17 protein-coding genes and 6 pseudogenes are annotated in these 23922 nt (G+C 44.4%); 9 read left to right on the top strand and 14 right to left on the bottom strand.

Annotated features, from left to right (window positions below):
- Window positions 1-15 precede the first annotated feature (15 nt).
- Entirely contained in the window at window positions 16-1728 is a 1713-nt protein-coding gene (locus BM124_RS08830) for a BlaR1 family beta-lactam sensor/signal transducer (RefSeq protein ID WP_342028615.1), read from the top strand.
- Window positions 1729-1749: 21 nt separating this feature from the next.
- Window positions 1750-2133, top strand: coding sequence for a penicillinase repressor BlaI (gene blaI / locus BM124_RS08825; protein ID WP_093336889.1), 384 nt, complete (start codon window positions 1750-1752; stop codon window positions 2131-2133).
- A 203-nt stretch (window positions 2134-2336) separates the two neighbouring features.
- Here the strand turns inward: blaI and BM124_RS18545 are convergent.
- The 7 genes and pseudogenes from BM124_RS18545 to BM124_RS08800 form a co-directional block, all read right to left on the bottom strand.
- Window positions 2337-2899: pseudogene (locus tag BM124_RS18545) on the bottom strand (IS30 family transposase); the annotation flags it as partial.
- A 382-nt stretch (window positions 2900-3281) separates the two neighbouring features.
- Window positions 3282-3797 carry a hypothetical protein gene (locus BM124_RS08820; protein ID WP_093336888.1) on the bottom strand — a complete coding sequence of 172 codons (516 nt, stop codon included), beginning with the start codon at window positions 3795-3797 and terminating at the stop codon, window positions 3282-3284.
- The gene (locus BM124_RS08815) at window positions 3787-4668 is read right to left on the bottom strand and encodes a DUF4349 domain-containing protein (protein WP_093336886.1); all 882 of its coding nucleotides are present in this window, start codon (window positions 4666-4668) and stop codon (window positions 3787-3789) included. Before BM124_RS08815 ends, BM124_RS08820 begins: the two co-directional genes overlap by 11 nt.
- Before the next feature lie 369 nt (window positions 4669-5037).
- Window positions 5038-5319, bottom strand: coding sequence for a type II toxin-antitoxin system RelE family toxin (locus BM124_RS08810; protein WP_093336885.1), 282 nt, complete (start codon window positions 5317-5319; stop codon window positions 5038-5040).
- Window positions 5316-5543 (bottom strand): type II toxin-antitoxin system RelB family antitoxin, encoded by a 228-nt coding sequence (gene relB, locus BM124_RS08805; RefSeq protein ID WP_090926587.1) that lies wholly within the window; start codon window positions 5541-5543, stop codon window positions 5316-5318. Before relB ends, BM124_RS08810 begins: the two co-directional genes overlap by 4 nt.
- Before the next feature lie 178 nt (window positions 5544-5721).
- A complete protein-coding gene (locus BM124_RS18920; RefSeq protein WP_170841064.1) occupies window positions 5722-5886 on the bottom strand; it encodes a hypothetical protein in 165 nt (54 codons plus the stop codon).
- Window positions 5876-6772, bottom strand: coding sequence for a DUF4349 domain-containing protein (locus tag BM124_RS08800; RefSeq protein WP_093336883.1), 897 nt, complete (start codon window positions 6770-6772; stop codon window positions 5876-5878). Before BM124_RS08800 ends, BM124_RS18920 begins: the two co-directional genes overlap by 11 nt.
- A gap of 248 nt (window positions 6773-7020) precedes the next feature.
- On the opposite strand from BM124_RS08800, the pseudogene BM124_RS08795 reads away from it, so the two are divergent.
- Window positions 7021-7323 (top strand): annotated as a pseudogene (locus tag BM124_RS08795) (IS66 family transposase); the annotation flags it as partial.
- Window positions 7324-7506: 183 nt separating this feature from the next.
- A pseudogene (locus BM124_RS19280) lies at window positions 7507-8227 on the top strand (transposase); the annotation flags it as partial.
- Here the strand turns inward: BM124_RS19280 and BM124_RS08785 are convergent.
- From BM124_RS08785 to BM124_RS08770, 3 genes and pseudogenes are all read right to left on the bottom strand, one after another.
- The gene (locus BM124_RS08785) at window positions 8219-8551 is read right to left on the bottom strand and encodes a hypothetical protein (RefSeq protein WP_090926590.1); all 333 of its coding nucleotides are present in this window, start codon (window positions 8549-8551) and stop codon (window positions 8219-8221) included. The pseudogene BM124_RS19280 and the gene BM124_RS08785 sit on opposite strands and share 9 nt — an antisense overlap.
- A gap of 64 nt (window positions 8552-8615) precedes the next feature.
- Window positions 8616-8954 (bottom strand): annotated as a pseudogene (locus BM124_RS19725) (transposase); the annotation flags it as partial.
- A 353-nt stretch (window positions 8955-9307) separates the two neighbouring features.
- A complete protein-coding gene (locus BM124_RS08770; RefSeq protein ID WP_170841062.1) occupies window positions 9308-10003 on the bottom strand; it encodes a hypothetical protein in 696 nt (231 codons plus the stop codon).
- On the opposite strand from BM124_RS08770, the gene BM124_RS19270 reads away from it, so the two are divergent.
- Window positions 9981-11258: an ISL3 family transposase gene (locus BM124_RS19270; RefSeq protein WP_244504285.1), complete on the top strand. Its 1278-nt coding sequence runs from the start codon at window positions 9981-9983 to the stop codon at window positions 11256-11258. The genes BM124_RS08770 and BM124_RS19270 overlap by 23 nt on opposite strands.
- Before the next feature lie 1019 nt (window positions 11259-12277).
- Window positions 12278-12564: pseudogene (locus BM124_RS19580) on the top strand (IS30 family transposase); the annotation flags it as partial.
- A 39-nt stretch (window positions 12565-12603) separates the two neighbouring features.
- Here BM124_RS19580 and BM124_RS08755 read toward each other — a convergent pair.
- The 4 genes from BM124_RS08755 to BM124_RS08740 all read right to left on the bottom strand — a co-directional run bounded on the left by BM124_RS08755 (window position 12604) and on the right by BM124_RS08740 (window position 19948).
- Window positions 12604-15561 carry a Tn3 family transposase gene (locus BM124_RS08755; protein ID WP_093336872.1) on the bottom strand — a complete coding sequence of 986 codons (2958 nt, stop codon included), beginning with the start codon at window positions 15559-15561 and terminating at the stop codon, window positions 12604-12606.
- 27 nt (window positions 15562-15588) lie between these two features.
- Window positions 15589-16443, bottom strand: coding sequence for a tyrosine-type recombinase/integrase (locus BM124_RS08750; RefSeq protein WP_093336870.1), 855 nt, complete (start codon window positions 16441-16443; stop codon window positions 15589-15591).
- A gap of 223 nt (window positions 16444-16666) precedes the next feature.
- Window positions 16667-17581, bottom strand: coding sequence for an SDR family oxidoreductase (locus tag BM124_RS08745; RefSeq protein WP_093336868.1), 915 nt, complete (start codon window positions 17579-17581; stop codon window positions 16667-16669).
- Window positions 17582-17713: 132 nt separating this feature from the next.
- Complete coding sequence (locus tag BM124_RS08740; RefSeq protein WP_093336866.1) at window positions 17714-19948, bottom strand: ATP-binding cassette domain-containing protein; 2235 nt, start codon at window positions 19946-19948, stop codon at window positions 17714-17716.
- 183 nt (window positions 19949-20131) lie between these two features.
- On the opposite strand from BM124_RS08740, the gene BM124_RS08735 reads away from it, so the two are divergent.
- From BM124_RS08735 to BM124_RS08730, 3 genes and pseudogenes are all read left to right on the top strand, one after another.
- Entirely contained in the window at window positions 20132-21100 is a 969-nt protein-coding gene (locus tag BM124_RS08735) for a helix-turn-helix transcriptional regulator (RefSeq protein ID WP_093336865.1), read from the top strand.
- Window positions 21101-21198: 98 nt separating this feature from the next.
- A pseudogene (locus BM124_RS19720) lies at window positions 21199-21453 on the top strand (hypothetical protein); the annotation flags it as partial.
- A 198-nt stretch (window positions 21454-21651) separates the two neighbouring features.
- Complete coding sequence (locus tag BM124_RS08730; protein ID WP_170841061.1) at window positions 21652-23919, top strand: FAD-dependent oxidoreductase; 2268 nt, start codon at window positions 21652-21654, stop codon at window positions 23917-23919.
- The last annotated feature ends 3 nt before the right edge of the window (window positions 23920-23922 follow it).

Genomic DNA, 23922 nt, shown 5'->3' with positions numbered 1-23922 from the left:
ATAATCCTCGTTATCATGCTGATCCGAAAGATTTTTAAGAACCAATTGTTACCCAAATGGAAATACAATCTCTGGTTCTTGTTACTAATCGCTTTACTATTACCTTATATTCCAACCCAATTATTAAACTTCGGAGATAAGTTCACGTGGAACGGGAATCAAAACAGTAATCCGTTACCATCCGTAACCACAACCGAAAACCCTGGATCACAGGAAAATGAAAATTGGATGCATGATTTCTCAACATCCGTTAACCGTATTGACTTGACACTTTTGGATCACGTTTTAACCATCATATGGATGGCAGGCATGCTTGTGATGATTGTTTTTTTCATTCACGCATGGATGAAACTGCGACAAATAAAAAAGTCCACAACCCTGCTGACGAACAGCCGGGTGCTGGCATTGTTCGAACAGTGTAAACAGCAGCTGAATGTATCACGACCACTTGTGTTGGGAGAATCACCACTGATCAAATCCCCATTGACGTTCGGAATATTTAAAACCTATATAGTCTTGCCGAGTCATGCTGCAGCGCGGCTGTCTATGGATGAAATAAAATACACTTTGCTGCATGAATTACATCACTATAAATATAAAGATATTGCCACAAATTATCTGATCGTCCTATTCCAGATTTTATACTGGTTTAATCCATTGATATGGATGGCATTTAAGCAAATGCGACTGGACCGGGAAATTGCTTGTGATAGTGCTGTTCTAAATATATTAGATCAAAACCAGCATACAGCATACGGAAATACGATTATAATGTTTGCGGGTAAAACTTATCTTCCTATGTATTTCTCAATGGTTAACCAAATCGCCGGCTCAAAAAAACAATTAAAAATACGGATTGAACGTATTACAACCTTTAGATATGAAACAAAGCTCTTGAAGCTGAAAAGCATCCTGATTTTTATACTTCTTACCGGCATTGTCATAAGTCAGATACCAGTTGTTTCTGCAATGCCTTATGGAGATGACAGGATTGATTTCCACAATAAGCAGACAATCTATGAGGATTTAAGTGCATTTTTCAGTGGATATGAAGGCAGCTTTGTACTGTACGATTTGCAGGAGGAACAATATAATATCTATAATAAAGACAAAAGCACATTACGGATTTCGCCAAATTCCACGTACAAAATTTACAGTGCACTATTTGCGTTGGAATCTGAAGTCATCACACGAAAGAACAACTCCATGCAGTGGGATGGGACATCGTATCCTTATCGAAACTGGAAACAAAATCAAAATTTATTTACTGCAATGGAAAATTCCGTAACCTGGTACTTCCAGAAAATAGATAAAAAAATGGGGATGAAAAACATTGAATCTTATTTTGATAAAATAGCGTACGGCAATCAGAATCTATCTGGGGGAATCGAAGACTATTGGCTCGAATCTTCCTTGAAAATTTCACCAATTGAACAGGTGCAGACACTCAAAGACTTTTATACAAACCAATTTGGATTCGATGGTAAAAACATTCAATTCATAAAAGATGCCATTAAACTGGAGACGAAAGACAGTGCAGCACTCTATGGCAAAACCGGCACAGGAACAGTCAATGGGAAAAATGTGAATGGATGGTTCATTGGCTATGTAAAAAAGGAAAACAATACGTATTTTTTCACAACTAATATCGAAAGCGACCATCATGCCAATGGTAGTACAGCTGCTAAAATTACGAAATCCATTTTATCCGATAAAGGTATCTATTAAAAGGTAAAGGCAGGGAATAACGTGACGAATAAAATACCCACTATTTCAGAGTCGGAATGGGAAGTCTTAAAATTGCTCTGGGAAAAAGCACCGCAAACAGCAAATGATATCATTTCATCCTTGCAGGCACAAACGAACTGGAAGCCAAATACCGTACGTACACTGTTGGATCGGCTCACTAAAAAAGAAGTCGTCGGTGTTCATAAAAATCAGAGATTGTATACATTCTATCCGCTTTATTCCCAAGACGAATGCCAACGTGCCAAAGCAGACTCCTTTGTAAAGCGATTCTATGACGGCACTTTGAAATCGATGCTCGTTCAATTCATACAGGATGAAGACCTGTCTGAAGAAGATATTAAAGAACTAAGATCCATATTGGATAAAAAGCAGGATAAAAAATGAGACTCCCCCTCCTTAAAAACGGAAAACATCATTTAACAGCACCTATTGGATTAATCCAAACCGGAGCGGGGAACAACGTTTGGGTAAGCATACTCCATAATGGCTTTAGGATCAACACCGTTTTTCTCCGCCATTGATAATGCTTCTTTCATGTAACTTTAGAGTTTGTCACTAATCTTACATTGCAATAATTAATGTAACAATTACCTAAATCCCATTATTTGTGATTGTAGAATGAATGAAAACACCTGTTCGTTACGGTCGTTAGGAAACTGATACCCCAGTATTTTGCGGGGTAGGGTGTTGCACCAATTTTCCACATAGGCAATGACGGATCGTCCAGGTCATCGATGGATTGTCCTTTGGGTATAAACCGTCGGATCAGTCGGTTATGGCGTTCGTTCGTGCCTCTCTCGCTGGAGGTATAGGGGTGCGTATAATAGACGCTAACCTGATCACGGTCAACGGCCTCGGTCAGTTCACTGCATTCAGAACCGTTGTCAGATGTGATGGATGGAAAAATGGATGAAAAAGCGTCACCAAATCTGGTTTTGAGCCGCTGGACAACGTCGGGAGACCAGTGGTCGTATTGAATCTTGGTCACAGCGAAATGAATAAAGAAAGCAGGCAAAGCCAATTCATAGGTAGCTCGGCAGCGGGACCGGGTTTTATGATAAACGGACTGCCCTGTTTCCGGAAAATACAGCTGGCACTTTAATAAATTCGGCTTCCACTGCGTAATTGTACACCGCTGCAGCTCGCGATTGTCGAGATAAGACATCCCCGTCTGAATGAGTGAAAAAAAATGTTGGTGCAAGGATGGCAGGAACAAGCCATTCTGATAAAACAACACATAGCATGAAATAAAGACGATTCCGTTAACCTAAGCGATGGAATGGGATGCTGGATTTAAGCATTCTGTGCCATCGTTTCTTTTTTGCCTACGGGAATGGATGAGCACCGGCCAAGGATATTTATCAGCCAAACGTCGACGGGTACGAGCCGAATCCCTCCATTTACATGCCAAATGAACAACAATACGATCCAAACCGTACGTTACCGGCTGAACGCGGCCTGTTACATGCCGAACAAAGCGATTTACATGCCAAATATGCAGGTTTACATGCGAAGTAACATTGTCTCCCTGTTTATTTAGTTTCTATTTCGATAGGATCCACCACTAATTCGCTTTGGGCGGCATTTTTAGGTATCTCTCCCATATCATCTGTGACAGCCTCTTCCTTTCCTTTTCCTTCTATATATTCTCCATCTACCTTGAGAGAGGTCGTGGAGGCGGATACGTGCTGCGTGCCCGATTTTTTGACGTCAAAGGTTTTCTTCGCTTTCATCTTACCGCCGGGCTGCAGGGTGGATTGTATTCCTATATCGTTATATTCATTCGCTCCCTCTTCCCCGGAATAAGACATCCTTACAATAGGTTCACCGTGATAAAGGTCGATATCCTCGTTGCCGCGATACGTTAACACAGCTTGCACCTGCATCGATTCTCCTGCTTCCACGGTGGCGGGAGCACTTACTTCCAGTGAAAAATCGGAAGCTTCCACGCTGCTTGTTTTCCTTTCTTGAATGTTTTCTGTTTCATTGCTGCATCCGGCAATAAGAAGCCCCATGCATAGGGATATGATATACGTTTCACTCTTCATGTTTTCTCCTTTTTCTATAATAGAATGCGGTGCCTGCGGCAAGAAGCAGCATCGGCACGAGCACCGGCGACAGGCCGACGAAAAAAACGGCGATGCCGGATGCGGCGGAGACGATACCATTGAGGGTCCGCGTGAAGAGCTGCGTGGATCTTTCCCACGTGTTCAGATCTTCTCCGCTCTGCAGCGATGAGGATCCGCGTTCCTGCAGGGTAATGTCGACGGTGGCGTTAGCGCTATGGTTTTCCAGGTAATTCATCCGCCCTTTCAGCTTCTCGATTTCCTCCTGCACGGCGGACAGGTCTTCCGAGATCTGCAGGAGCGCGTCGGTGTTCCCGGCTTCTTCCATAAATGCTGTCAACCGCTCTTCCTGGGTTTCTTTGGAACGCAGACGTGATTCGAGATCAACGTATTCTTCGGTAACGTCTTCCCCCTTGGTGGAACGATCCAGCACCGTGGTGCCGACTCCTTCCATATCTGTCATAAACGTAGAGAACTGTTCCTGTGGAATCCGTACCGACAGCGATCCTTCCCGTGCTCCGTCTCCGGAACGCTGCACGCTGGATTCGACGATATAGCCTCCCATCTCGTTCACCCGCGTCTCAATATCCAACCGAGCCGCGTCGTATTCTTCCACTTCAAGCGTCAAACTTCCGCTGTGAATCACCATCCGCTCCGACGCGGCGTCTTCCTGCGCCGTGTCTTCCTGTGCACTATTGGACGCTTGATCCGACGCCTGATCGGCCGTGGACTGCTCCGTGTCCGCCGTTCCTCCCGCCGAACCTTCCGACGAGCGCTGCGCCTGACTGTCAGAAGATTCTTCATTGCTGCAGGCAGACGCCAAAAGCAGGACCAGACCTGTCTTTTTTACCATGTCTTCTCCCCCTCTTTTCGTCCTTTTTTCGTTCTACCCCTTTCGACGGGAGAAACCACGCCTGTTGATTTACCATATAAAGGAATGGGAAAGGGTTCTATGAGGAGGGGGCATCTGTGATCAAAGCATGTATCCCCTTTCTTTTTCGTTGGACGAAGCCGTCTGCCCAACGCCCGCGGAAAGCGGGAAGGAAAGGTGGAGTCCGACGAAACGATTCCTATATTTGGATAATCAACAGCCGTAGCAGTATCCAGTTCTTGAATGGAAAAGAGCATTTTAGAATGGAACCGACATCCTTAGAAAAGATGGTCGGTTCCATGATGTTAGACATATATTTGTTTCAAATGGGACATTCCAAAGCAGTCCGGGTTATGGTTTTCCGCGTTCATATATATCACGCCGATGGCCAACTTCTAAAATTAGAATAGTGATCGCCTCATCATCGATATGGGCAATGATTCTATATTCGCCTACGCGATATCGCCATTCCCCGGATCTGTTTGCTGTTAATCCTTTGCCGTGTACTCCAGGCTCGGCGGTGCCTTCTAAATTCTTCTTAATCCAGGCCATAATGATGCCAGCCTGATACTTATCCATTTTTTTTAACGCTTTTTGCGCTCTTTTTTCAAATCTTACCTGGTATGCTGTCATTGGGGTAAGTCCAGTTCCTTCATCATCTCATCAAAGGAAATATCGTTTGGATCATTGTGATGGTCTTTCATTGCTTGATGATAGAGTTTCAAGTCAATGTCATTTTCAATTTTTTCTAAAACAGAAGAACGGAGTAACTCGGATATGCTAAGGTTATTTATTTTGGCGTATTCTTTAATTAATTTTTCTTCTTCTTCATTCATGCGCAAGGAAATAGTAGACATAATCTCCCCTCCTTTGTATTACATTGTAATACAAAAATCTAAAAAATAAAAGGTGCTATCGCCTTTATTATGGGTACGTTTTGAGTATTTACTGGGCGTATTGTTGTATGGTACCCAAAACGTCAAAAAAAGAAACGACAGCCTTTTAAAAAGACGGTCAGTTCAGGGTGTTAGACAGTCACTGCTGTTGTTGCTTTGATTCTTCGGCAGACACCAGAACGGTCTCTGTACCTTTGTGAAAAGATTCGTACTCGATGCCCTCTCTGGGTTTTTCTGTTTCCTTACCGTACCCGGCAATAAGAAGCCCCATGCATAGGGACATGATATACGTTTTACTCTTCATGTTTTCTCTTTTTTCTATAATAGAATGCGGTGCCTGCGGCAAGAAGCAGCATCGGCACGAGCACCGGCGACAGGCCGACGAAAAAAACGGCGATGCCGGATGCGGCGGAGACAATACCGTTCAGGGTCCGCGTGAAGAGCTGCGTGGATCTTTCCCACGTGTTCAGGTCTTCCCCGCTCTGCAGCGATGAGGATCCGCGTTCCTGCAGGGTAATGTCGACGGTGGCGTTAGCGCTATGGTTTTCCAGGTAATTCATCCGCCCTTTCAGCTTCTCGATTTCCTCCTGCACCGCGGACAGGTCTTCCGAGATCTGCAGGAGCGCGTCGGTGTTCCCGGCTTCTTCCATAAATGCTGTCAACCGCTCTTCCTGGGTTTCTTTGGAACGCAGACGTGATTCGAGATCAACGTATTCTTCGGTAACGTCTTCCCCTTGGGTGGAACGATCCAGCACCGTGGTTCCGACTCCTTCCATATCCGTCATAAACGTAGAGAACTGTTCCTGCGGAATCCGTACCGACAGCGATCCTTCCCGTGCTTCATCTCCGGAACGCTGCACGCTGGATTCGACGATATAGCCTCCCATCTCGTTCACCCGCGTCTCAATATCCGACCGGGCCGCGTCGTATTCTTCCACTTCAAGCGTCAAACTTCCGCTGTGAATCACCATCCGCTCCGACGCGGCGTCTTCCTGCGTCGTGTCTTCCTGTGCACTATTGGACGCTTGATCCGACGCCTGATCGGCCGTGGACTGCTCCGTGTCCGCCGTTCCTCCCGCCGAACCTTCCGACGAGCGCTGCGCCTGACTGTCAGAAGATTCTTCATTGCTGCAGGCGGACATCAAAAGCAGGACAACGCCAAGCAGGACCAGACCTGTCTTTTTTACCATGTCTTCTCCCCCTCTTTTCGTCCTTTTTTCGTTCTACCCCTTTCGACGGGAGAAACGTGATTTTGTTTCTTTTAGAAAGGCAAGTAATGCATGATTAGGACAAAACCAACGAATGATACCCTGGCAACAACAGTAGAATGGGAAACACGAGCCCGCTTGTTTGAAGCCAAAAACGCGGAGCTGGAAACGAAAGTGACCTGGTATGAAAAACAATTCCGGCTCACCCGGCAGCAGTACACACATCCTTTCTGGATGCTTTTTCAGTATGGTTTCAAACCCAGGCAGCCCAAGTGCTCCCTAAAAGTGCTCTCGGCGAAGCTATCAAATACGTCCGGAATCAATGGGATCGGTCAACTGTATTCATGGAAGACGGGCGGTTGGAAATGGATAACAATTGCAGTGAACGTTCGATGAAACCGTTTGTGATCGGCCGCAAAAACTGGCTTTTTTCTCAAACGCCCCTCAGCGCTCAGGCGACCGCGATTATTTACAGCATCATCGAAACAGCGAAAGAAAATCAATGGGACCCCTTTCCCTATCTGATATTTATATGAGGAGGTGCCCCAGCAGCCGAAAGAGACCTGCCTGGGTTCTACAATAAATGTTGGGGTTTTAAAACCATTTCGTGCTAAAAAAACACGCAAACTCCCTTATCCTTTATACTTGAATTGTCCAGAAACAAGAAAGGATAGGAGTTGCGTGTCTAAGCATTTTACCATGAATGTGCCCGGTTTTTGTTTGAACGGACATCGTGTCTATTTTACCGAAAGCGGCGTTATGTCTGTTCCTGTGGTAAGAAGTTTCCGGAAAAAACCGTGTGGTGGAGAGTTATCAATGTCACACGGGGAATGGAATCAAGCATTAGGTCTTCGGACCATTCAAGGTAAGAAATTTAAAGATACCGCAGGTCCGTTTTTACGTCTCCTTCAACAGCTATGCGGCGGTTTGACCGTCTGGCGGCACCTATGATCCAGGAAGTGAAAGAACTACCCGGGGTCATTGCTGAGTATAAAGGTGATACAGACCATGGGAAGTATCAAGTCCTTATCGATCGTACAGCTGTCACCATCAAACCATATTTACGGGAAAAAGGGGCGAAGGTGGAGATCGTGGTGGTGGAATAGGAGCCCTTCCTTTAAATCCGCTGTCCAGCAGGCATTAGGATCTCCGATCATCATCGCGGACCGTTTTCATTTCTGCCAGTATATTTACTGGGCCCTGGATCTGGTTCTCCGGAACGTTGAGAAAGACTTTCATGAATACGACCGCAAGAAGTGCAAACGCATGAAACATGTTTTTCACAAATCCCTCGAAAGCCTGAGTGAGAAGCAGTACTGGTATTTAGAACGGTATCTGAATTTATCCCATGCCTTTGGGTTTCATCGATATGATCAGCTGCGGAGTAAAATTTTATTACACCATCAGATGAAAGATCAGGATGTTCAACTAGGATAAAGGGGCAGAGGCCGACAGCCTCCACCCCAAAAATTGACTTAGAACCGGCTGTGTCAAGCTGACAATCCGGTGGTCTATTTGTGTTGTTCGGTTAGCCATCATTTGTTTCTGCTGCCGGTATACCTCCTGTATGACCAACAGATCCCGGTACTGAGGTCTTGAAAGAAGAAACAGTCCGGATCGCGATGCCCCTTCGGCGATATGTCGGAAATCCCGACGCACACACTGCAGCTGTTTTTGTTTGGTGATCTTCAAGTATTCCTTCCGGGTATTGCTGCGATAGGTTCTCGGTTTGGCTGCCAAACCATGCTGTGGTTCATGCAATGTATCAATGATGGCCTCCAGTTTTTTCTTTCCTGATTGAGAAGATTTACATCGGTTGGAAAAGCTATATCCGCCGAATTGCATGTAGCATCCAGCAATAGATACCCTTTATGGGGAGGCTTTGTATCATGCGTCTTGTTGGGGATGCAGGATCTGATAATCCTGCATCCGACCCGGAATCCGGAAGATCATCGTCATCGGATGTCCGGTCTTCCTGTTGCGACACTGTGATCCACTCATTAACCTGCTGAATCATGTCGGGAGAGATACGCTTCTGAAAATGGGTCGTCGAGGAGGCATGAAACGGAGGCTCCTCCTGGTAAGCAGACAGCCCAAGAAAGTACTGAAGGTACGGATTCTCACAGACCTGTTCCACCAATTCCCGGTCACTGATCCCTAGCCGGTCTTGATAATAAGCGCGCCAAAAGCCATACGCACAGCGTAGGCCCGGCCTCCTTTATCAAAGCTTCGGAAGAAATAAGTTGGATGCAGTTGATGAAAGAGTTGTCATTAAACTGGTCTATCAATTAATTTAACGGCTATTTTCATTTAGCTTCTTTATAAGATTATTTATATAAATTAAAGCTAAAAGTATTGGCAACATAGGATAAAAAGTTATAGAAGGTACTTCATATTGATAGGGGTGAATCATCCCTAAAACTGAATAGATACCATTAATTACGACTGTAACAAGCAATAACACCCTCAAAATATTTCTTATTACCATTAGACTATTCATAACATTTTATTCTCCTGTTATTGAGAATGTATCCAATATAAGTCTCCTGAATTCGAAGTCCTTATTCTAATTCCAGTATTCCCATTATTTGCTGAAGAGACAGCTATTTCGCCAACGCTTAAAAAACCCGCAGCGATTGATCCTGGTATAGTCATGTGAGGTAAAATCGCTGATAGAGTTGAAGCAGTAGCACCTGCTTGCAAAGCATTTTCTAAAGTTTGGGCTTTGCATGAGTCTAAATAAATTACATTGTCAAACCAATTATCATTGACTTTAGTTACACCACGACAATTAGGAGTAACTGATCTCATTATCTTGTTTTGGTTATCTCTTATCTCTTGATTAATTTTTTTTATATCATCCGCGGTTTTTTCAGCAAGATTCTTATTTACACCGTTTTTAATCGCTTCTTCTTTATTAAATTCTACGAAAGTGCCCTTAGAATTTATATAAGGTTTAATTTGTTCTGCTTCTTTATTAATTTGTTCTGCTTCTTTTTTACTTGAATTTGCTACTTTTGATTGATTTGTCTCTGCAATAGCCGATTGCGACGATACAGACACAGCTATAATGATAGCAACGAAAAATAAACTAAATAATTTTTTCGGATCTACACCGAAACATGTTCTTGACAATAAAATAGATGCGTTTAAATGGCCCTCATAAATGAAAAACACCTGCCCCTCTGTTATGTTGAAAGTACCACCAACCAACAAAAGAGGGATACAGATGTACTTTCATTCTATCAATGATTTATTAGACCTGCCAGAGTTAAGGATTACCTCCGTTCAAAAAGAGATGGATACGATCGAATTTGGGGTGGAACCCTGCACTTCGCTGCAGTCCTGCCCAACCTGCCGGTCGAAAGAACGCGTTATTAGGCGCGGTGTGGCTTATCGCCGGAAAGTAAGAGACCTTGCAGCCTTTGGTTCTAAAGTATTTCTCCATCTGCCAGCCATTCGGCTTTATTGTCATTCCTGTAAGGTTTCTTTTGTCTGGGATTACGAGGACGTAGAACCGAAAAAACAGGTCACCAAAAGATTTGAAAAGCAGGCTTCTTCTTATGTGGTAGGGGCCACCGTGAAACACGCAGCGGCCTTGTTACAGATGCCGGTTACCTCTCTGACGCGATGGTTTTACCGATGGATGAACACCGAAAGTCAACGTATCCAAAAGGAATGCAGGGAAGAAGCCGCGGCTCGTCCAACCCTTGTTTTAGGCCTGGATGATTTTGCGATTCGAAAAGGTCACACCTATAACACGGGGTTGCATGATTTGCGCGGCGAAACATTTCTTGATGTGATTCCCGGCCGCACGAAGGAAGAACTTCATGATTATATCGAGAAAAACCCCGAATGGAGGACCCTTCAACCAACAGCTGTCGTTCTTGATCTAGCACGCAGTTACCATAGGTTTGTCAAGGAAATCTATCCCTCTGCCATTCGCATAGCGGACCGATATCACGTGAATCGTTACGTCACAGAGGCGCTGCAGCATATCCGGAAGACGGAACAAAAAAAGTTAACCCCTCACGCCGGCCGTCATCTAAAGCGTAATCACCACTTGATAGGGAAACGACAGGATCGTCTCACGGAAAGGGAACAGCAGGAGCTCTCTGTTTTACTGTCTTATTCCCCGCTGCTTCAACAAGCCCATGCCTGGAAAGAATCATTTATGGATTGGTACGACAAAAGTTCCTCCTATAACCTTGCCAAAAAAGGATTTCAGAGATGGCTGCAGGATGGAGCATCCATCGATCATCCAGCCGTGAAGTCCTGCTTAAAAACGATGCAGACTTGGCAGGAAGAGATTTGTAATTATCACAAACTCCGTTATACGAATGCAGCCGTCGAAGGCAAAAATAATAAAATCAAAGCTCTGCAGCGTCGACATTACTTCACTCGCAATCCCGAAGGGTACAAGCAACGCATTTTGCTGGAGTGTAATGAAGAGAAAGTTCAGTATTAAGCAGTCAAGAACATATTATGGTTTAGACCCATTTTTTCATTCCAAAAAACTCCTTTTATGTATTGAATCTACCTATAAATTAACATTTAAATTTATTAGTGTAAATAGTTAGTTATAATAGTGAAGACTACTGGAAATATTTTAGTGCAGTAGAGGCTATGGGCATCATTCTAACATCTGGTGAACCGACAGGCGCTATTAGTATAAATAATGCAATCAGACAATTAACAGGAGATCAAGACGAGATACAGGATTCAGAAGGAATTCCGGTTTGTCAGACAGGATTCGCAAGTGGATCAGCTCAATGCGGTACTTTGTCTAGTACTGATGTAAGTTATGAAATTTCTGGTTCGCAATTCTATGGTTTAAGAGGTACTACCATGTCTACAGTGGGTGCGACAGTGGAGGAAGAGTGTATAGTAGTCAAACTCTTTATGGCATAACTAAAGGATCTAGGGGAGGATATTCTCACGTGTATACTCATCAAGGACACATTGAGAGTGATCTTAACATGTTGTACTAAGCTATACAGTTGCAAGGTATCTAGCATTCATGGGGTCTATAACCTTCCAATAAACCCTATGGATGCCTTTTTGGATTCACATGTGGCTTTACAATAAATGTTTGAATTTTTAAACATTTTTGAGCGTAAAAAAACACGCAAGCTCCTTTTATCCTTGAATTGCCTAGAAACAAGAAAGGTTAGGAGTTTCGTGTATATGCATCTTACCATGCATATGCACGTTTGGAAGTATTCAAAGGATGAAAACTGAGATGTGTAACTGCTAGATTAAAGTTTTTTGGTTGATAAGATTGAACACTTTTTCGTTACGAATCTCACTTGGATACGGGATCAGGTCCAGATTCTTGAAAGAGTGTAAACGAAGTCTGTTAGCTGGAATTAAAGAATTAGGATGTGGGATTAGCAATCATTCTCTTCCCTCACGAACGTACGACTCCGTATCGGTGGTTTGGTGAAAAACAGATTGCGACACAGTATTTCTCCATTCTAACCCAGGGAAATCGATACGGTTCTAGACCACGCCGGAAAGGGGCTGCCCTCTTAACTCTGACCGAACGGCAGACACGCCGGAAACTTATCATGAAAATCGCGGCCAAAACAGCGGAAGCTGTGAACCAAGCTGTCCAGCGGCTCAAAACCAGATTTGATGACGCTTTTTCATCCATTTTTCCATCTATCACATCCGACAACGGTTCCGAATTCAGTGAGCTGACCGAGGCCGTTGATTGTGACCAGATAAGCGTCTATTATACGCACCCCTATACGGGGGGGCTCCGAGATACATGTAAAATTAGGACATAGTATGGGAAATAATCCCATCTATTAATCTAATACCAATCGTCCATCGACTGGATGAGGTGCTATCTCCAAGTTAATCGTGTATTCTCCAAACCTTTTAATGTGGCTCATCAAGTAAGGGCTTAGATGGCTAATATCATCGGTATGTACCTCATACCCCTCCTCTGATAAAGAACGTAATACATTCGTAAGATCCACAACATTGTGAAAGATCAAGGCATTGGATACCAATTCATTGTACTTTATTATCTTTTCTTGCTGCTCCGGATCGTTTGTAGCGATTATTCCCTTTCCACCGAATGAAAGCCACTCCGAAAAGCCATGAAAAGCTTCCACTTTGTTGGTCTCGGCTGTAATTTGTTTTCTTACATCCATATCAGAGATATAGAATAATAAGAAAACGGTACGAACGACACGTCCGAGTTCACGGAAGGCTTGATACAGGCGATTTTTACGACTATAATTGCTAAGCTTCCGAAGAAGAAGAGGCGACGACATTTTGCCGGCTTTTATGGAAAGCACGACCCGCATAAGATCTTGCCAATGCGTTTCGATTAATGGCCAATCAATGGCATCGCTAAATAACGCATCAATATGTTCATATGTTGTATCCTTTGTGGGACGGTAGAATTTTAAGGCTTTGATATTCCGAATGCGCGGCATGAGTTGGATGCCTAATAAATAGCTGAGCGCAAAGACCGGTGTGGATTGCCCCTGCGTGTCGGCAAACAGCTTATCCGGTTGAACATCGGACTCGTTCTGTAAAAGGCCCTCAATAATATAGACAGCTTCCCATACCCCGCAAGGAATGAAATGGCTAAATAAGGCGATATAATTATCCGATATATGATGATAAGCAATGCCCCCATATCCGCCATAGCGAATATGATTTTCGGCAAGCAAATTGTTCTCATACGTATCACGCTGGGTGCCATCAGCTGCAGCTGTCTGTCCGGTTCCCCATCGTTGGGGAAGATCCAAGGTTGCATAGGCATTGATAATATCTTGATTGGCTTTGTCCAATTTCTGCGTCGTAACATGGCGTTGATGAACAAAGGAAAGCGTTTTGGGCGTGATATTTTCTCGCATATGCCGTGCTGCTTGATTGGGTCCCAAATTACACCCGTGCGTAAATGTATTCAAGATATATCGTTCTTTCGGACGCTCCAACTTGGGATCTGACCCCGATAGAGGACCAAAGTGACGACTCCAGTTCACCCAATGATCCACATTACCAAGCATATCGATGACATGATGCTCAGGCATATGTTCCTCGATGGAAGTTTCTAGACGTTTGAATGTCGCACCGGGTTTGTTCCTTGGCGGTTTTTTCAAAATGGGCTGACCATCGTCATTGATGGTTACAACGTGCTCTTTTTGAGGATACGCATGTTCGACCTCTTTTGATTGTTGGGTCATCCATACTTTTAACTGTTTCACAAATCCCTTAGCATCTATGGGAAAGCCCATTTCTTGGCAATAATCTTCCAGCATGGGTTGGCATTCATCCCAACTTAACAATTGATCTCGATAATCAGCATAGGCTTCTGATCCTTGCACACAAATGTCGCCGGTCTTTAGCTCCTGGGCGATGTAGGAAAAGACGCAAACTTCCAAATGCCTGCGGTGAAGCTTCCATTCACCGCTTTGTTTCACCCTCATCGTTCGTTTCCATTGCTCCGTCGCAAAAGATAAGTCAACGTCATCCGGCAACCAATTGGTTTTTCGATGACGGTGCTCTATGATAAAACCCAGAGCTTGTAGGACGGAGGTATCCTGACTCGTCGATGTCAGGGTCAGGGTTTCCACCAAACGGAACAAGGTGGAGCGATAAGACCGAAAGAATTTGAGAATCAGGGGCAAATAATTATTGCCATGATATGACGCTACGGCTTCACAGTCATCCAGCAGGGTACGGACATTCCCTCGTGCTTCCAAAACATCTTTTATTTTTTGCCCGGCATCCTCGACATAAGGATCCTCCTCCAAAGTATAGAGAACTTCCGTGAATGTTGAAACGAGATGCTCGGTCTTTTCCCGTTGCTGGTTACGGATCTTTTCTAATTCGTCTTTGCCGGAATTATGGAGATTACCCATGCGTTTCATCAGCATTGTGGCGAGATTATCCCGGGTTTTCATCTGAACATCATTAATCAAAGACAGCACAAGGGTATAACGTTTGGCATCGCTAAAGTCTTTGATTTCTTGGACATCCAAGACTTTCGCTTGTCCGGCAAAATGTTTGATTTTCACGGGAGGGATCCCCTCCAAGTATTTGTTCCCATCTCCAAACGATAACAACCAATGGTAGAGGTCAATTTGTTCTTTGATTTGGGACAGATTGGGTTTCTTAGGTAAATGCTTCAAGCGATTATACGGACTGTAAAAATGGTCTTCTTTTTTATATAACAACTGTTCGATGTGTTGACGTTTTTCTTGAGGTAACTGCTCAAAAACGTTTTGAAAATATTGTTCATTGATGAGCCGACGAATACGTCGAGCTAACCGGTCCAATGTGCTAAATGCTGGGAGCTCATACGAATGATTCACAAGTTCAGCAACTGCCACGCTTACCAAATCAGCCGGATGATCCATGGTTTCGGCTGATTGTCGAATGGCATCCATGGCGACTCTCTGGGCTTGTCTTCCAAAAGGACGTACGTTTACGTATTCACGAATGGATCGATAATGGCGATAAAGGGTTCGATGGTTTTGATAACCAACACTCGCTCTGTTATCGAGATGAAGATCGTCTCGAATATGCGTAATAATCACGTGAGGTATATCATCCAGCCTTGGAAAGTACCCGAGATTTTGAAAACATTTCAGTAAAACCGTAAGGTTAAGGGCAGAAGAAGATCCACGAGCAATGCTACGAATCCATTGCAACTCCTCTAACGTGGGTGTGTAAACTTTGTTTAATTCGTTTTTGCTGAAGTTAAGTTTGAAACGTGGGTATGCCGTTCGATCAATGGATGACATAGAAAATCCCCCAGTTTTTAAGGATATTTAAAGCAGTTCCATTTTATTTTTTAATTTTGCTTGATCCGGATTAGTATACAGTAAAGTCGTATGAACATTTGAATGACCCGCCTGGTTTGCCACCTCATGAATACTAAGTCCCTTTTCAATCCCATTCGAACAAAAGAAATGGCGTAATTGATGAGGGGTTACCGAATCACTAAAATGCTTAAATATGCGATTCACGACTGTCCGATCTAACCTGTCCCGTTTTTTGCTGATAAAAAGATAGGGCGAATGCTCTGCAGTCGCGTATTTATCTCGTATTTTTAAATAGTGTCTTAGGGCAAGAGTAACCTTACTGTTAAAGAGCACAACTCTTTGCTTGTCTCCTTTTCCATTTCGGATAATACATTCGCCGGTGTGCAAATTAAAATCATCTAATTTAATGGTAAGCGCCTCAGAAATACGGAGTCCGGTGTAAGCCATAAGAACGACGATGGCATAATTTCGCTTGTTACTACTTTCCAATACATTTTGCAAAAACTGTTTTACCTCAACTTCTGTCACTTTCGTTGGGGAAGCATAAGAAGTTTGAACCTTTAACATGTCCGATTTATCTACGACGATATCGTTCTGTGTATTTGTTTTAATGAGGAAGAAATTAAACTTGGAAAGACTGCTAATCTTTCGATTGATTGTTTTTGCGTTTTGTCTCTTGACATTTTTTAAGAAGCTAACATATTCCAATACATTTTCACGGTACAAGGATTTACATTCTTTACCATGCGAGTTATGAAACCACTCGAAATATTGTTTTATATCTTGCCTATATCCTTTGATGGTAATGTTACTTTTTGCTTGTTGCTGGAGATAAGATGTGAACTCGTTAAGGAAATCCATATGTACAACCCCTCCATAAATTGTGTTGCGTTGCAAACCTAGTGTCTTCTTGTAAATTGTGTTGCATAAACTAGATCCATTGTAAGGTTTTTCAACCGATAACACAACACAATATTAATTGTGTTGTGTTATCGGTTGAACCGGAACAAAACTTTTAATTTTTAACCTATAATGTTATTAAGAATAGACCCTTTCTTTGTTTGATCCTATTTTGAGCACTCCCTTATCGATAACCTTCTACATTAGCTGGCTTGCCTTCATCTTGAACTTCTAAGAGATACCGCCAACTATCTGGCTGTGAACCATCCAAATCTGTGAATCCATAAATTTTAGACAACTGTCCACTTGAAAGAGATTGGCCGTTCCATCGTGAAAGTTTAGGATCCGCTGCGAGGGCTACAACGGCTCTTCCTACAAAACGGGTTGTTTCTGAAATAGCAAAATGGGGTTCTTTTTTAGTGGCCTCGTACCAGTTGTCTTCACAGACACTATATTCTTCAAGCATGATTTCGGATCGCATCCAGCCTGGGGTTAAAGAGACAGCTGTGCAATTATGCTGTTTTAATTCGTGAGCGAGCCCTTCTGCTATACGGATGACTGAGCTTTTCGCTAGATCATAAAACATTGGTAAGCGATAGTTCTCACTATTATACTCTTTTGTACCATCGGTCATTTCAATGACAAGTCCGCCTTCGTTTTTGATGAGCAACGGTAATGCGTAGTGGTTCGTAATCAAATGAGTATCGATAGCTAAACGAAGCATTCTTAAGCCTTTTTTCAGCGAATGCTCCCATACTCTCGTATTATTCCAGTCAACGAGATACTCACCTCCCCAAATATCATTTACTAGTATATCTAACCTTCCATGTTCTTTCTCAATTCTTTCTATTAAGGTCTGTACTTTTTCATGTATAAGATGGTCAACTTGAACTGCTATACCTTGACCGCCTAACTGATTGACCAATTCAGCTGTTTCTTCAATCGTTTCAGGGCGCCCGTATTCAGAAATCTCGTGTCTTGTCGTACGGCCAGTGATATAGACAGTAGCTCCTGCAGCACCTAATTCCATAGCAATGCCACGTCCTGCACCTCTTGTTCCACCAGCTACCAAAGCTATTTGTCCCTTTAAAGATTTCATTTACATTCTCCTCACTTTACATAATTAAAATATTTTTCCATTGCTTCAATTCGTAATATCTATAGTATAATCTATAATGTTGACACCTTATGTCATATTAAGTCTTTTAAATAGGTGGATACTAAAAGCCGTTCAATCTTCTCTTAGATACCGTGCCGTTAATGATTGTCCTTCTTTAGTCAATTGCATAGGCGTGCCTTCAAACATAATTTTCCCACCCTTGCGTCCTCCATCAGGACCAAGGTCGATAATCCAATCCGCTTGTTTAATGACATCCATGTTATGCTCAATCACAATCACAGAACTTCCGTTTTCAACGAGGCGATTTAAAATGTTAAGCAGGTTAGTGATGTCCGACATATGCAGACCTGTCGTAGGTTCATCCAAAATGTAGACGTATCCATGTTTGTGTAACTCATCGGCAAGTTTAATCCGTTGGCATTCTCCGCCCGAAAGGGTGCTTAACGGCTGTCCCAATGTTAGATAGTCTAAGCCTACATCATGTAGTGCCTGTAATGTACGGCAAATGTCTTCTCTTTCAAAAAATTGCAGTGCCTCAAATGCCGTCATGTCTAAAACATCTGAAATGGATTTTCCATCTAACTTATATTGAAGAACCTCATCTTTAAACCGTTTACCATGACAAGTTTCACAAGTAGTTCTAATATCCTCAAGAAATGCAAGGTCCGTATAAATAAATCCATTCCCCTGGCATTCCGGGCAAGCCCCTTTTGAATTAAAACTAAAAAGTGATTTACTTACCTTGTTAACGTGCGAAAAGGTATCTCGAATGGCATCCATAATGCCCGTATATGTCGCCGGGTTTGACCGAATTGAGGTACCTACAGGCTTTTGGTCGATAACAATGGCATCTGGATGCTGTGCTACAAACTCATCAAAAATCAATGTGCTTTTTCCTGAACCTGCCACGCCAGTAATTGCCGTAAGTACACCGCATGGAATATCAACAGTCACGTTCTTTAGATTGTGTTTTGAGGCTTCGACAATGGGAAGGTATCCGTTGGGTTTGCGGCTTTCCTTTTTTATCAGTTGTCTAGATTTTATATATCTTCCGGTTAATGTATTAGCATCGTACAACCCAAGAACACTTCCTTCATAAACTATTTCTCCTCCGTTTGTGCCTGCCCGCGGTCCAACATCTACAATATAATCAGCGATTGCAATAACATCCCGGTCATGTTCAACTACGATCACGGTGTTTCCTTTGTCCCGGAGTTTTTGCAGCATGTCATTGAGCCTATGTACATCACGAGGGTGCAGTCCAATACTCGGTTCGTCGAAAATGTAAATCATGTCCGTCAAACTGCTATTGAGATGTCGTATCATTTTAACGCGCTGTGATTCACCGCCCGATAAAGTTGATGTTTCCCGATTCAGTGTAAGATAATAAAGCCCCATGTCCATCAAATTAAGTAATCTACTTGCAATGTTGGAAATGACAGGAATTGCTATTGGATCCTCTATCGTTTCGATTACCTTGCTCAATTCTCCTACTTCCATCGAAGCGAACTGAGCAATGTTATAACCATCAATTTTACAGTTTAATACTTCTTGGCTTAATCGAGTTCCATTGCATGCCGTGCAATGTGATAAGATGATAAACTTCTTAACATTATTCGATAATTGATTGATCTCTTTTTTCAAGTACATGCGTCTAAACCTGTCTATAACGCCTTCAAAATACTTGACGGGTTCATTTTTTAAGGGTAATACGATTTTCTTGTCTTTCCCATGTAGTAACGTTTGCCATTCTGTATCTGTGTAATCTTTTAATTTTTTGTCCGGATTGAATATACCTGAGTTCAAATGCTTCTGCCAGTACCAAGTCCCCACGGAGAAAGTGGAAAACAAAATCGCTCCTTCATTAAGTGACTTTGTCGTATCAAATAACTTTTCTACATTCGGCTCTATCCTTCGTCCGATTCCCTGGCACTCCGGACACATTCCTTCCGGATTATTGAAGGAGAACACTTTGGATTCGCCAATAAACGGTTTTCCAATACGAGAAAATAACAATCGCAGCCATGAATAGATATCTGTGACCGTACCAAGTGTTGAACGAGCATTTCCACCTAAACGCTTTTGGTCAATCACCATAGCAGGGGAAAGATTCTCGATGGACAAAGCGTCCGGTTGAGTATATTTGGGTAATCGATTTTGGATAAATGTCGTAAAGGTTTGGTTCAATTGCCGTTGGGCTTCCTTACTGATCGTATCAAAGACGATAGATGACTTCCCAGATCCTGATACACCCGTAAATATGGTGATTTTCTTTTTCGGGATTTCAAGGGAAATGTCTTTTAAATTATTTTCGTTGACATCGCGTAAAATGATGTGATTGTGCATCACCTGCTGCACCTCCTGGCTAAAACTTTATTTGTTGTGAACTGCAACCATAAGTTTTCAAATCGAACAGTGATCCCAATGAGTTATCCCAATGAGTTATCCTTAATATACATTACTATTCTTGACAACCTATGTCATATTTTATTAAATAAACATAATAATTTATAAAAAAGGGTGAGGTTGATGAGAGGGGATCGACTTGTATCTATACTTTTATTATTACAATCACAAGGACAATTGACAGCTAAAGAATTAGCAGAGAAACTGGAGGTTTCCGAACGAACCATTTATCGAGATATGGAGGCTTTAAGTGGAACCGGTATCCCGGTTTTAGCAGAACGGGGCAAAAATGGTGGCTGGTCATTATTGGAGGATTATCGAACCAATTTAACAGGTTTAAAGGAATCTGAAATCCGAGCGTTATTTGTTCCTTCTTCTACACATTTACTTGATGATTTGGGCTTGGCACGTACATCCGAAGAAGCCAGGAATAAATTGATCGCTTCGCTTCCTTCCATTTACCGTGAAAACGCTAAAGATGTCTGGAATCGTATTCATGTTGACGTGAGTACATGGCGTCAGCGAAAGGAAACAATGGTGTCTTTCGAGATCCTTAAAAAGGCGATATGGCACGAAAACAAATTAAAAATTGAATATCAACGTGTGGACGGGGAAACGAACGAACGTGTTGTAAAACCACTTGGACTTGTAGCTAAGGGAAGCCGTTGGTACTTCATTGCTTCCAAAGAGAACGATGACATCCGAAATTACAGGGCATCACGTATACGGTCCGCGACGCCTATAGAAGAAACATTTGAAAGACCTAAGGATTTCAACCTCGCTCAGTATTGGGAATCCTCAACAAAAGCATTTATAGAAAATTTGCCTCGTTACGAAGTGTGGGTGGATGTGGCACCGTCTATCTTGACATGGCTAAAATTCTCGGGGCGATTTGTTCAAATTGTTGAAGTTGAAAGTAGAGGTCAGGAAGGCTGGATACCTGTTAAACTTTCGTTTGAGACCGAGGACGAAGCCAAGGGATATATATTAGGGTTTGCAGATCAAATAAAGGTAATTGAACCGAAAGGGTTACACGATAAGATACTTAAAATGGCTGAAGCTGCTGTGGCGTTTTATAAACATGAAAAGTAATGTTTCATATTTCCGTGACAGTATATGAGGATATGGAGTATTTATCCTTACTATGTCCTAATTTTGCACGTATCTCGGAGTGACCCCTATACCTCCATCGAGAGAGTCACGAACACCATAATGGACTGATCCGGCGGTTTATACCCAAAGGACAATCCATCGATGACCTGGACGATGCCGTCATTTCCTATGGGCAGAATTGGTGCAACACCCTCCCAAGCAAAATACTGGGATACCAGTCTCCTAATGACCGATTCGAACAGGGGTTGGCACCCATTTTACAATTACCAATAATGGAATTATGTGGTTGTTTCATTTATTATTGCAATTTAAGTTTTAAAAATAATATATAGATGGGAAATGCGTTTTCGATGTGCAGTTGTTCGGAGTCTCACAAGATGTGCGCGACGTAGAAGTTCCACTTTTCATCCGAACTTCTATGATTCACGGCGCTTTCGATTTCCTTATAAAAAAGGTTGTGACATTTCCTATCGAAAAGATGGATGGCTGGTGCATTTTTCGTAAAAATGGAGACAGAGAGGAGGAAGAGCATGAGACAGCGTTTGATTGTGATTGGAACCGGGATGAGCAGCCTGCGTTTGATGGAGACCGTGGTATCCGAGGCGCCGGGTGCGTTTGAGATTCACGCGTTCGGAGAGGAGCCGTTTCTGCCGTACAATCGGATCAAGCTGTCAAGCTACCTCCAGCAGGAGCACGAAGAGACGGCGCTGTACCCTTATACACGCACGTGGTACGACGAAAACGGGATCACCCTTCACACCGGAGCGCCCGTCACGCGTATTGATCCGCAGCAGAAGCTTATTTTTACCGAAAACGGAGATTCCTGCCGTTATGATAAAGCAGTGCTTGCCACCGGAGCGTGCCCGGTTCGTTTGAACATTCCAGGGGATGAAAAGGAAAACGTGCATACGTTCCGGACGCTTGCGGATGCGCGGCGGCTGAAAACGACCGCCTCCCGCGGCGGACGGACGGTGGTTGTCGGGGGCGGTTTTCTCGGATTGGAAGCGGCGTACGGCATGGCAAAGGCGGGTACGGCGGTCGACGTCGTGCAGCGCGGTGCCACCTTGTTGAACCCGCAGCTCGACGAGACCGCTTCTTTGTATCTCCAGCGCGAACTGGAGACACACGACATCCGGTTTCATTTCAACACCTCGGTACAGGAAGTGACTGGAGACAGCGCCACGGATGGCGTCATTCTGGAAAACGGCGGGACTTTGGCTGCGGATGATGTGTTGTTTGCGGCGGGAATCCGGCCGAACACAGGGTTGGCGGAAGAAAGCGGCATCCACGCCGGCCGTGGGATTACAGTCGATGATGTGATGCAGACGAGTGCACCGGATGTGTACGCGGTCGGTGAATGCGCGGAGCACCGGGGCAAAACGTACGGACTCGTGCCGCCGGTGTATGATCAGGCGCACACCGCCGCCCTCCACCTGGCCGGAAAGTCCCCCTCCCCCTACCGCGGGTCGACGTCGTACAGCCATCTGAAAATCGCCGGCATCGATCTGTTTACCGCCGGTTCGATGGAAGAACCCGAGGGCAGTCACGTCCTCGTACAGGCGGATAGCACCAGACCGCTGTATCAAAAAGTCGTCATGACGCGCGATATGGTGCAGGGAGCAGTCCTTTTCGGTGACACCGCGGTTTCCGACGATATCGCGGCGCGGCTCCGGAACCAGAAGCCGCTCTCCGCCTCAGAGAAGAAACAGCTTTTTTCCGGCGAAGGCAAACAGGAGACACTCATCCAGTGCGCGCCGGAGACGACGATTTGCAAGTGCAACCAGGTGAACAAACAGACGATCCTGCGTCATATCGCAGCAACAGAGGAAGCCGATACCGCCACCATCCAGAAAGAAACCCGGGCCTCCACGTCCTGCGGCGGATGCGCCAAAGACGTGAAAGGACTTCTGCAGGTGTTCGAACGCTGCCGGGACCAGGCGGCGCCGGCTGTGTTTTGTTCTTGTACAGACCTTGAGGAAGAAGAAGTCCAGCACCGTATTTTCACCGGAACGTGGCAGCGATTGGACGACGTGTTTGCCTCCCAGGACTGGCGTGGAAACGGCTGCGATGCGTGCCGGCCCGCGCTTCGGTATTATTTTGCCGTAACCGGCCGGGTGGAGCTTGTGCAGGCGCCGTGGATGACACGCGGGAGCGGCGGGTCGTATGCCGTCACTTCCCTGCCGCTCCGGGGACCGGATAACGCGGAGGGGATGCAGGTGTGGCTCGAACTTAAGCACACCCTCCCCGGCGCTGAACTGACCTTCGAACCAGGGTCCCGGCTGCGCCTTTCCGGTGTACCGGATGAAGAGGTGGACGCCGTCTGCCGCCGCACCGGCACGCCGCGCTTCGTGCAGCCGTCCGCGAATCTGTATCCGTTCCAGCTGGAAACGATGCAGCAGCAGGAGATTTTCATGACGCTTGAAAGACATCTGTTTCCGCTGTCGCTGCCGGCTCCGTTTATGATCCGCAGTGCGGAAGCTTTTCCAGCGGAGCTTTCCCGGCAGGAACTGGCTGTCGTCTGGAATGATGGGCTGTGGGAAATGCACGCAGAAAGCGCCGGCGGACGAATGATTATTTTTGCAGCCGATATGAAGGAACTGGAAGATATGATAAAAGGAATCGTGCAGTATTACCGGGAGACGGCTTTTTTCAACGAAACGTTTGCCGACTGGGTCGTCCGACTGTCTCCGGCGTCCATCCGGGAAACACTGCTCGACGTGGACATGACGGTTCTTGCCGACATGCTGGACGCCCATATCAACGCCGCCGCGGCGGAAGAAACCGCGCTGCAGCCGTAATTC

It is taken from the genome of Salibacterium halotolerans (assembly GCF_900115625.1).
Lineage (GTDB): Bacteria > Bacillota > Bacilli > Bacillales > Marinococcaceae > Salibacterium > Salibacterium halotolerans.
Note: the sequence above shows the minus strand (reverse complement) of the source record. Positions and strands in the feature narration are given on the sequence as shown.

Bases quoted from the DNA above. Each gene is read 5' to 3' on its own strand.
- BM124_RS19270 (WP_244504285.1), top strand. From the start codon at position 9,981: ATGTTGAAAGTACCACCAACCAACAAAAGAGGGATACAGATGTACTTT.
- BM124_RS08755 (WP_093336872.1), bottom strand. From the start codon at position 15,561: ATGTCATCCATTGATCGAACGGCATACCCACGTTTCAAACTTAACTTC.
- BM124_RS08810 (WP_093336885.1), bottom strand. From the start codon at position 5,319: ATGACAGCATACCAGGTAAGATTTGAAAAAAGAGCGCAAAAAGCGTTA.
- BM124_RS08750 (WP_093336870.1), bottom strand. From the start codon at position 16,443: ATGGATTTCCTTAACGAGTTCACATCTTATCTCCAGCAACAAGCAAAA.
- BM124_RS18920 (WP_170841064.1), bottom strand. From the start codon at position 5,886: ATGAAGAGTAAAACGTATATCATGTCCCTATGCATGGGGCTTCTTATT.
- BM124_RS08745 (WP_093336868.1), bottom strand. From the start codon at position 17,581: ATGAAATCTTTAAAGGGACAAATAGCTTTGGTAGCTGGTGGAACAAGA.
- BM124_RS08735 (WP_093336865.1), top strand. From the start codon at position 20,132: ATGAGAGGGGATCGACTTGTATCTATACTTTTATTATTACAATCACAA.
- BM124_RS08800 (WP_093336883.1), bottom strand. From the start codon at position 6,772: ATGGTAAAAAAGACAGGTCTGGTCCTGCTTGGCGTTGTCCTGCTTTTG.
- BM124_RS08815 (WP_093336886.1), bottom strand. From the start codon at position 4,668: ATGGTAAAAAAGACAGGTCTGGTCCTGCTTTTGGCGTCTGCCTGCAGC.
- BM124_RS08820 (WP_093336888.1), bottom strand. From the start codon at position 3,797: ATGAAGAGTGAAACGTATATCATATCCCTATGCATGGGGCTTCTTATT.
- relB (WP_090926587.1), bottom strand. From the start codon at position 5,543: ATGTCTACTATTTCCTTGCGCATGAATGAAGAAGAAGAAAAATTAATT.
- BM124_RS08740 (WP_093336866.1), bottom strand. From the start codon at position 19,948: ATGCACAATCACATCATTTTACGCGATGTCAACGAAAATAATTTAAAA.
- BM124_RS08730 (WP_170841061.1), top strand. From the start codon at position 21,652: ATGAGACAGCGTTTGATTGTGATTGGAACCGGGATGAGCAGCCTGCGT.
- BM124_RS08830 (WP_342028615.1), top strand. From the start codon at position 16: ATGCTGATCCGAAAGATTTTTAAGAACCAATTGTTACCCAAATGGAAA.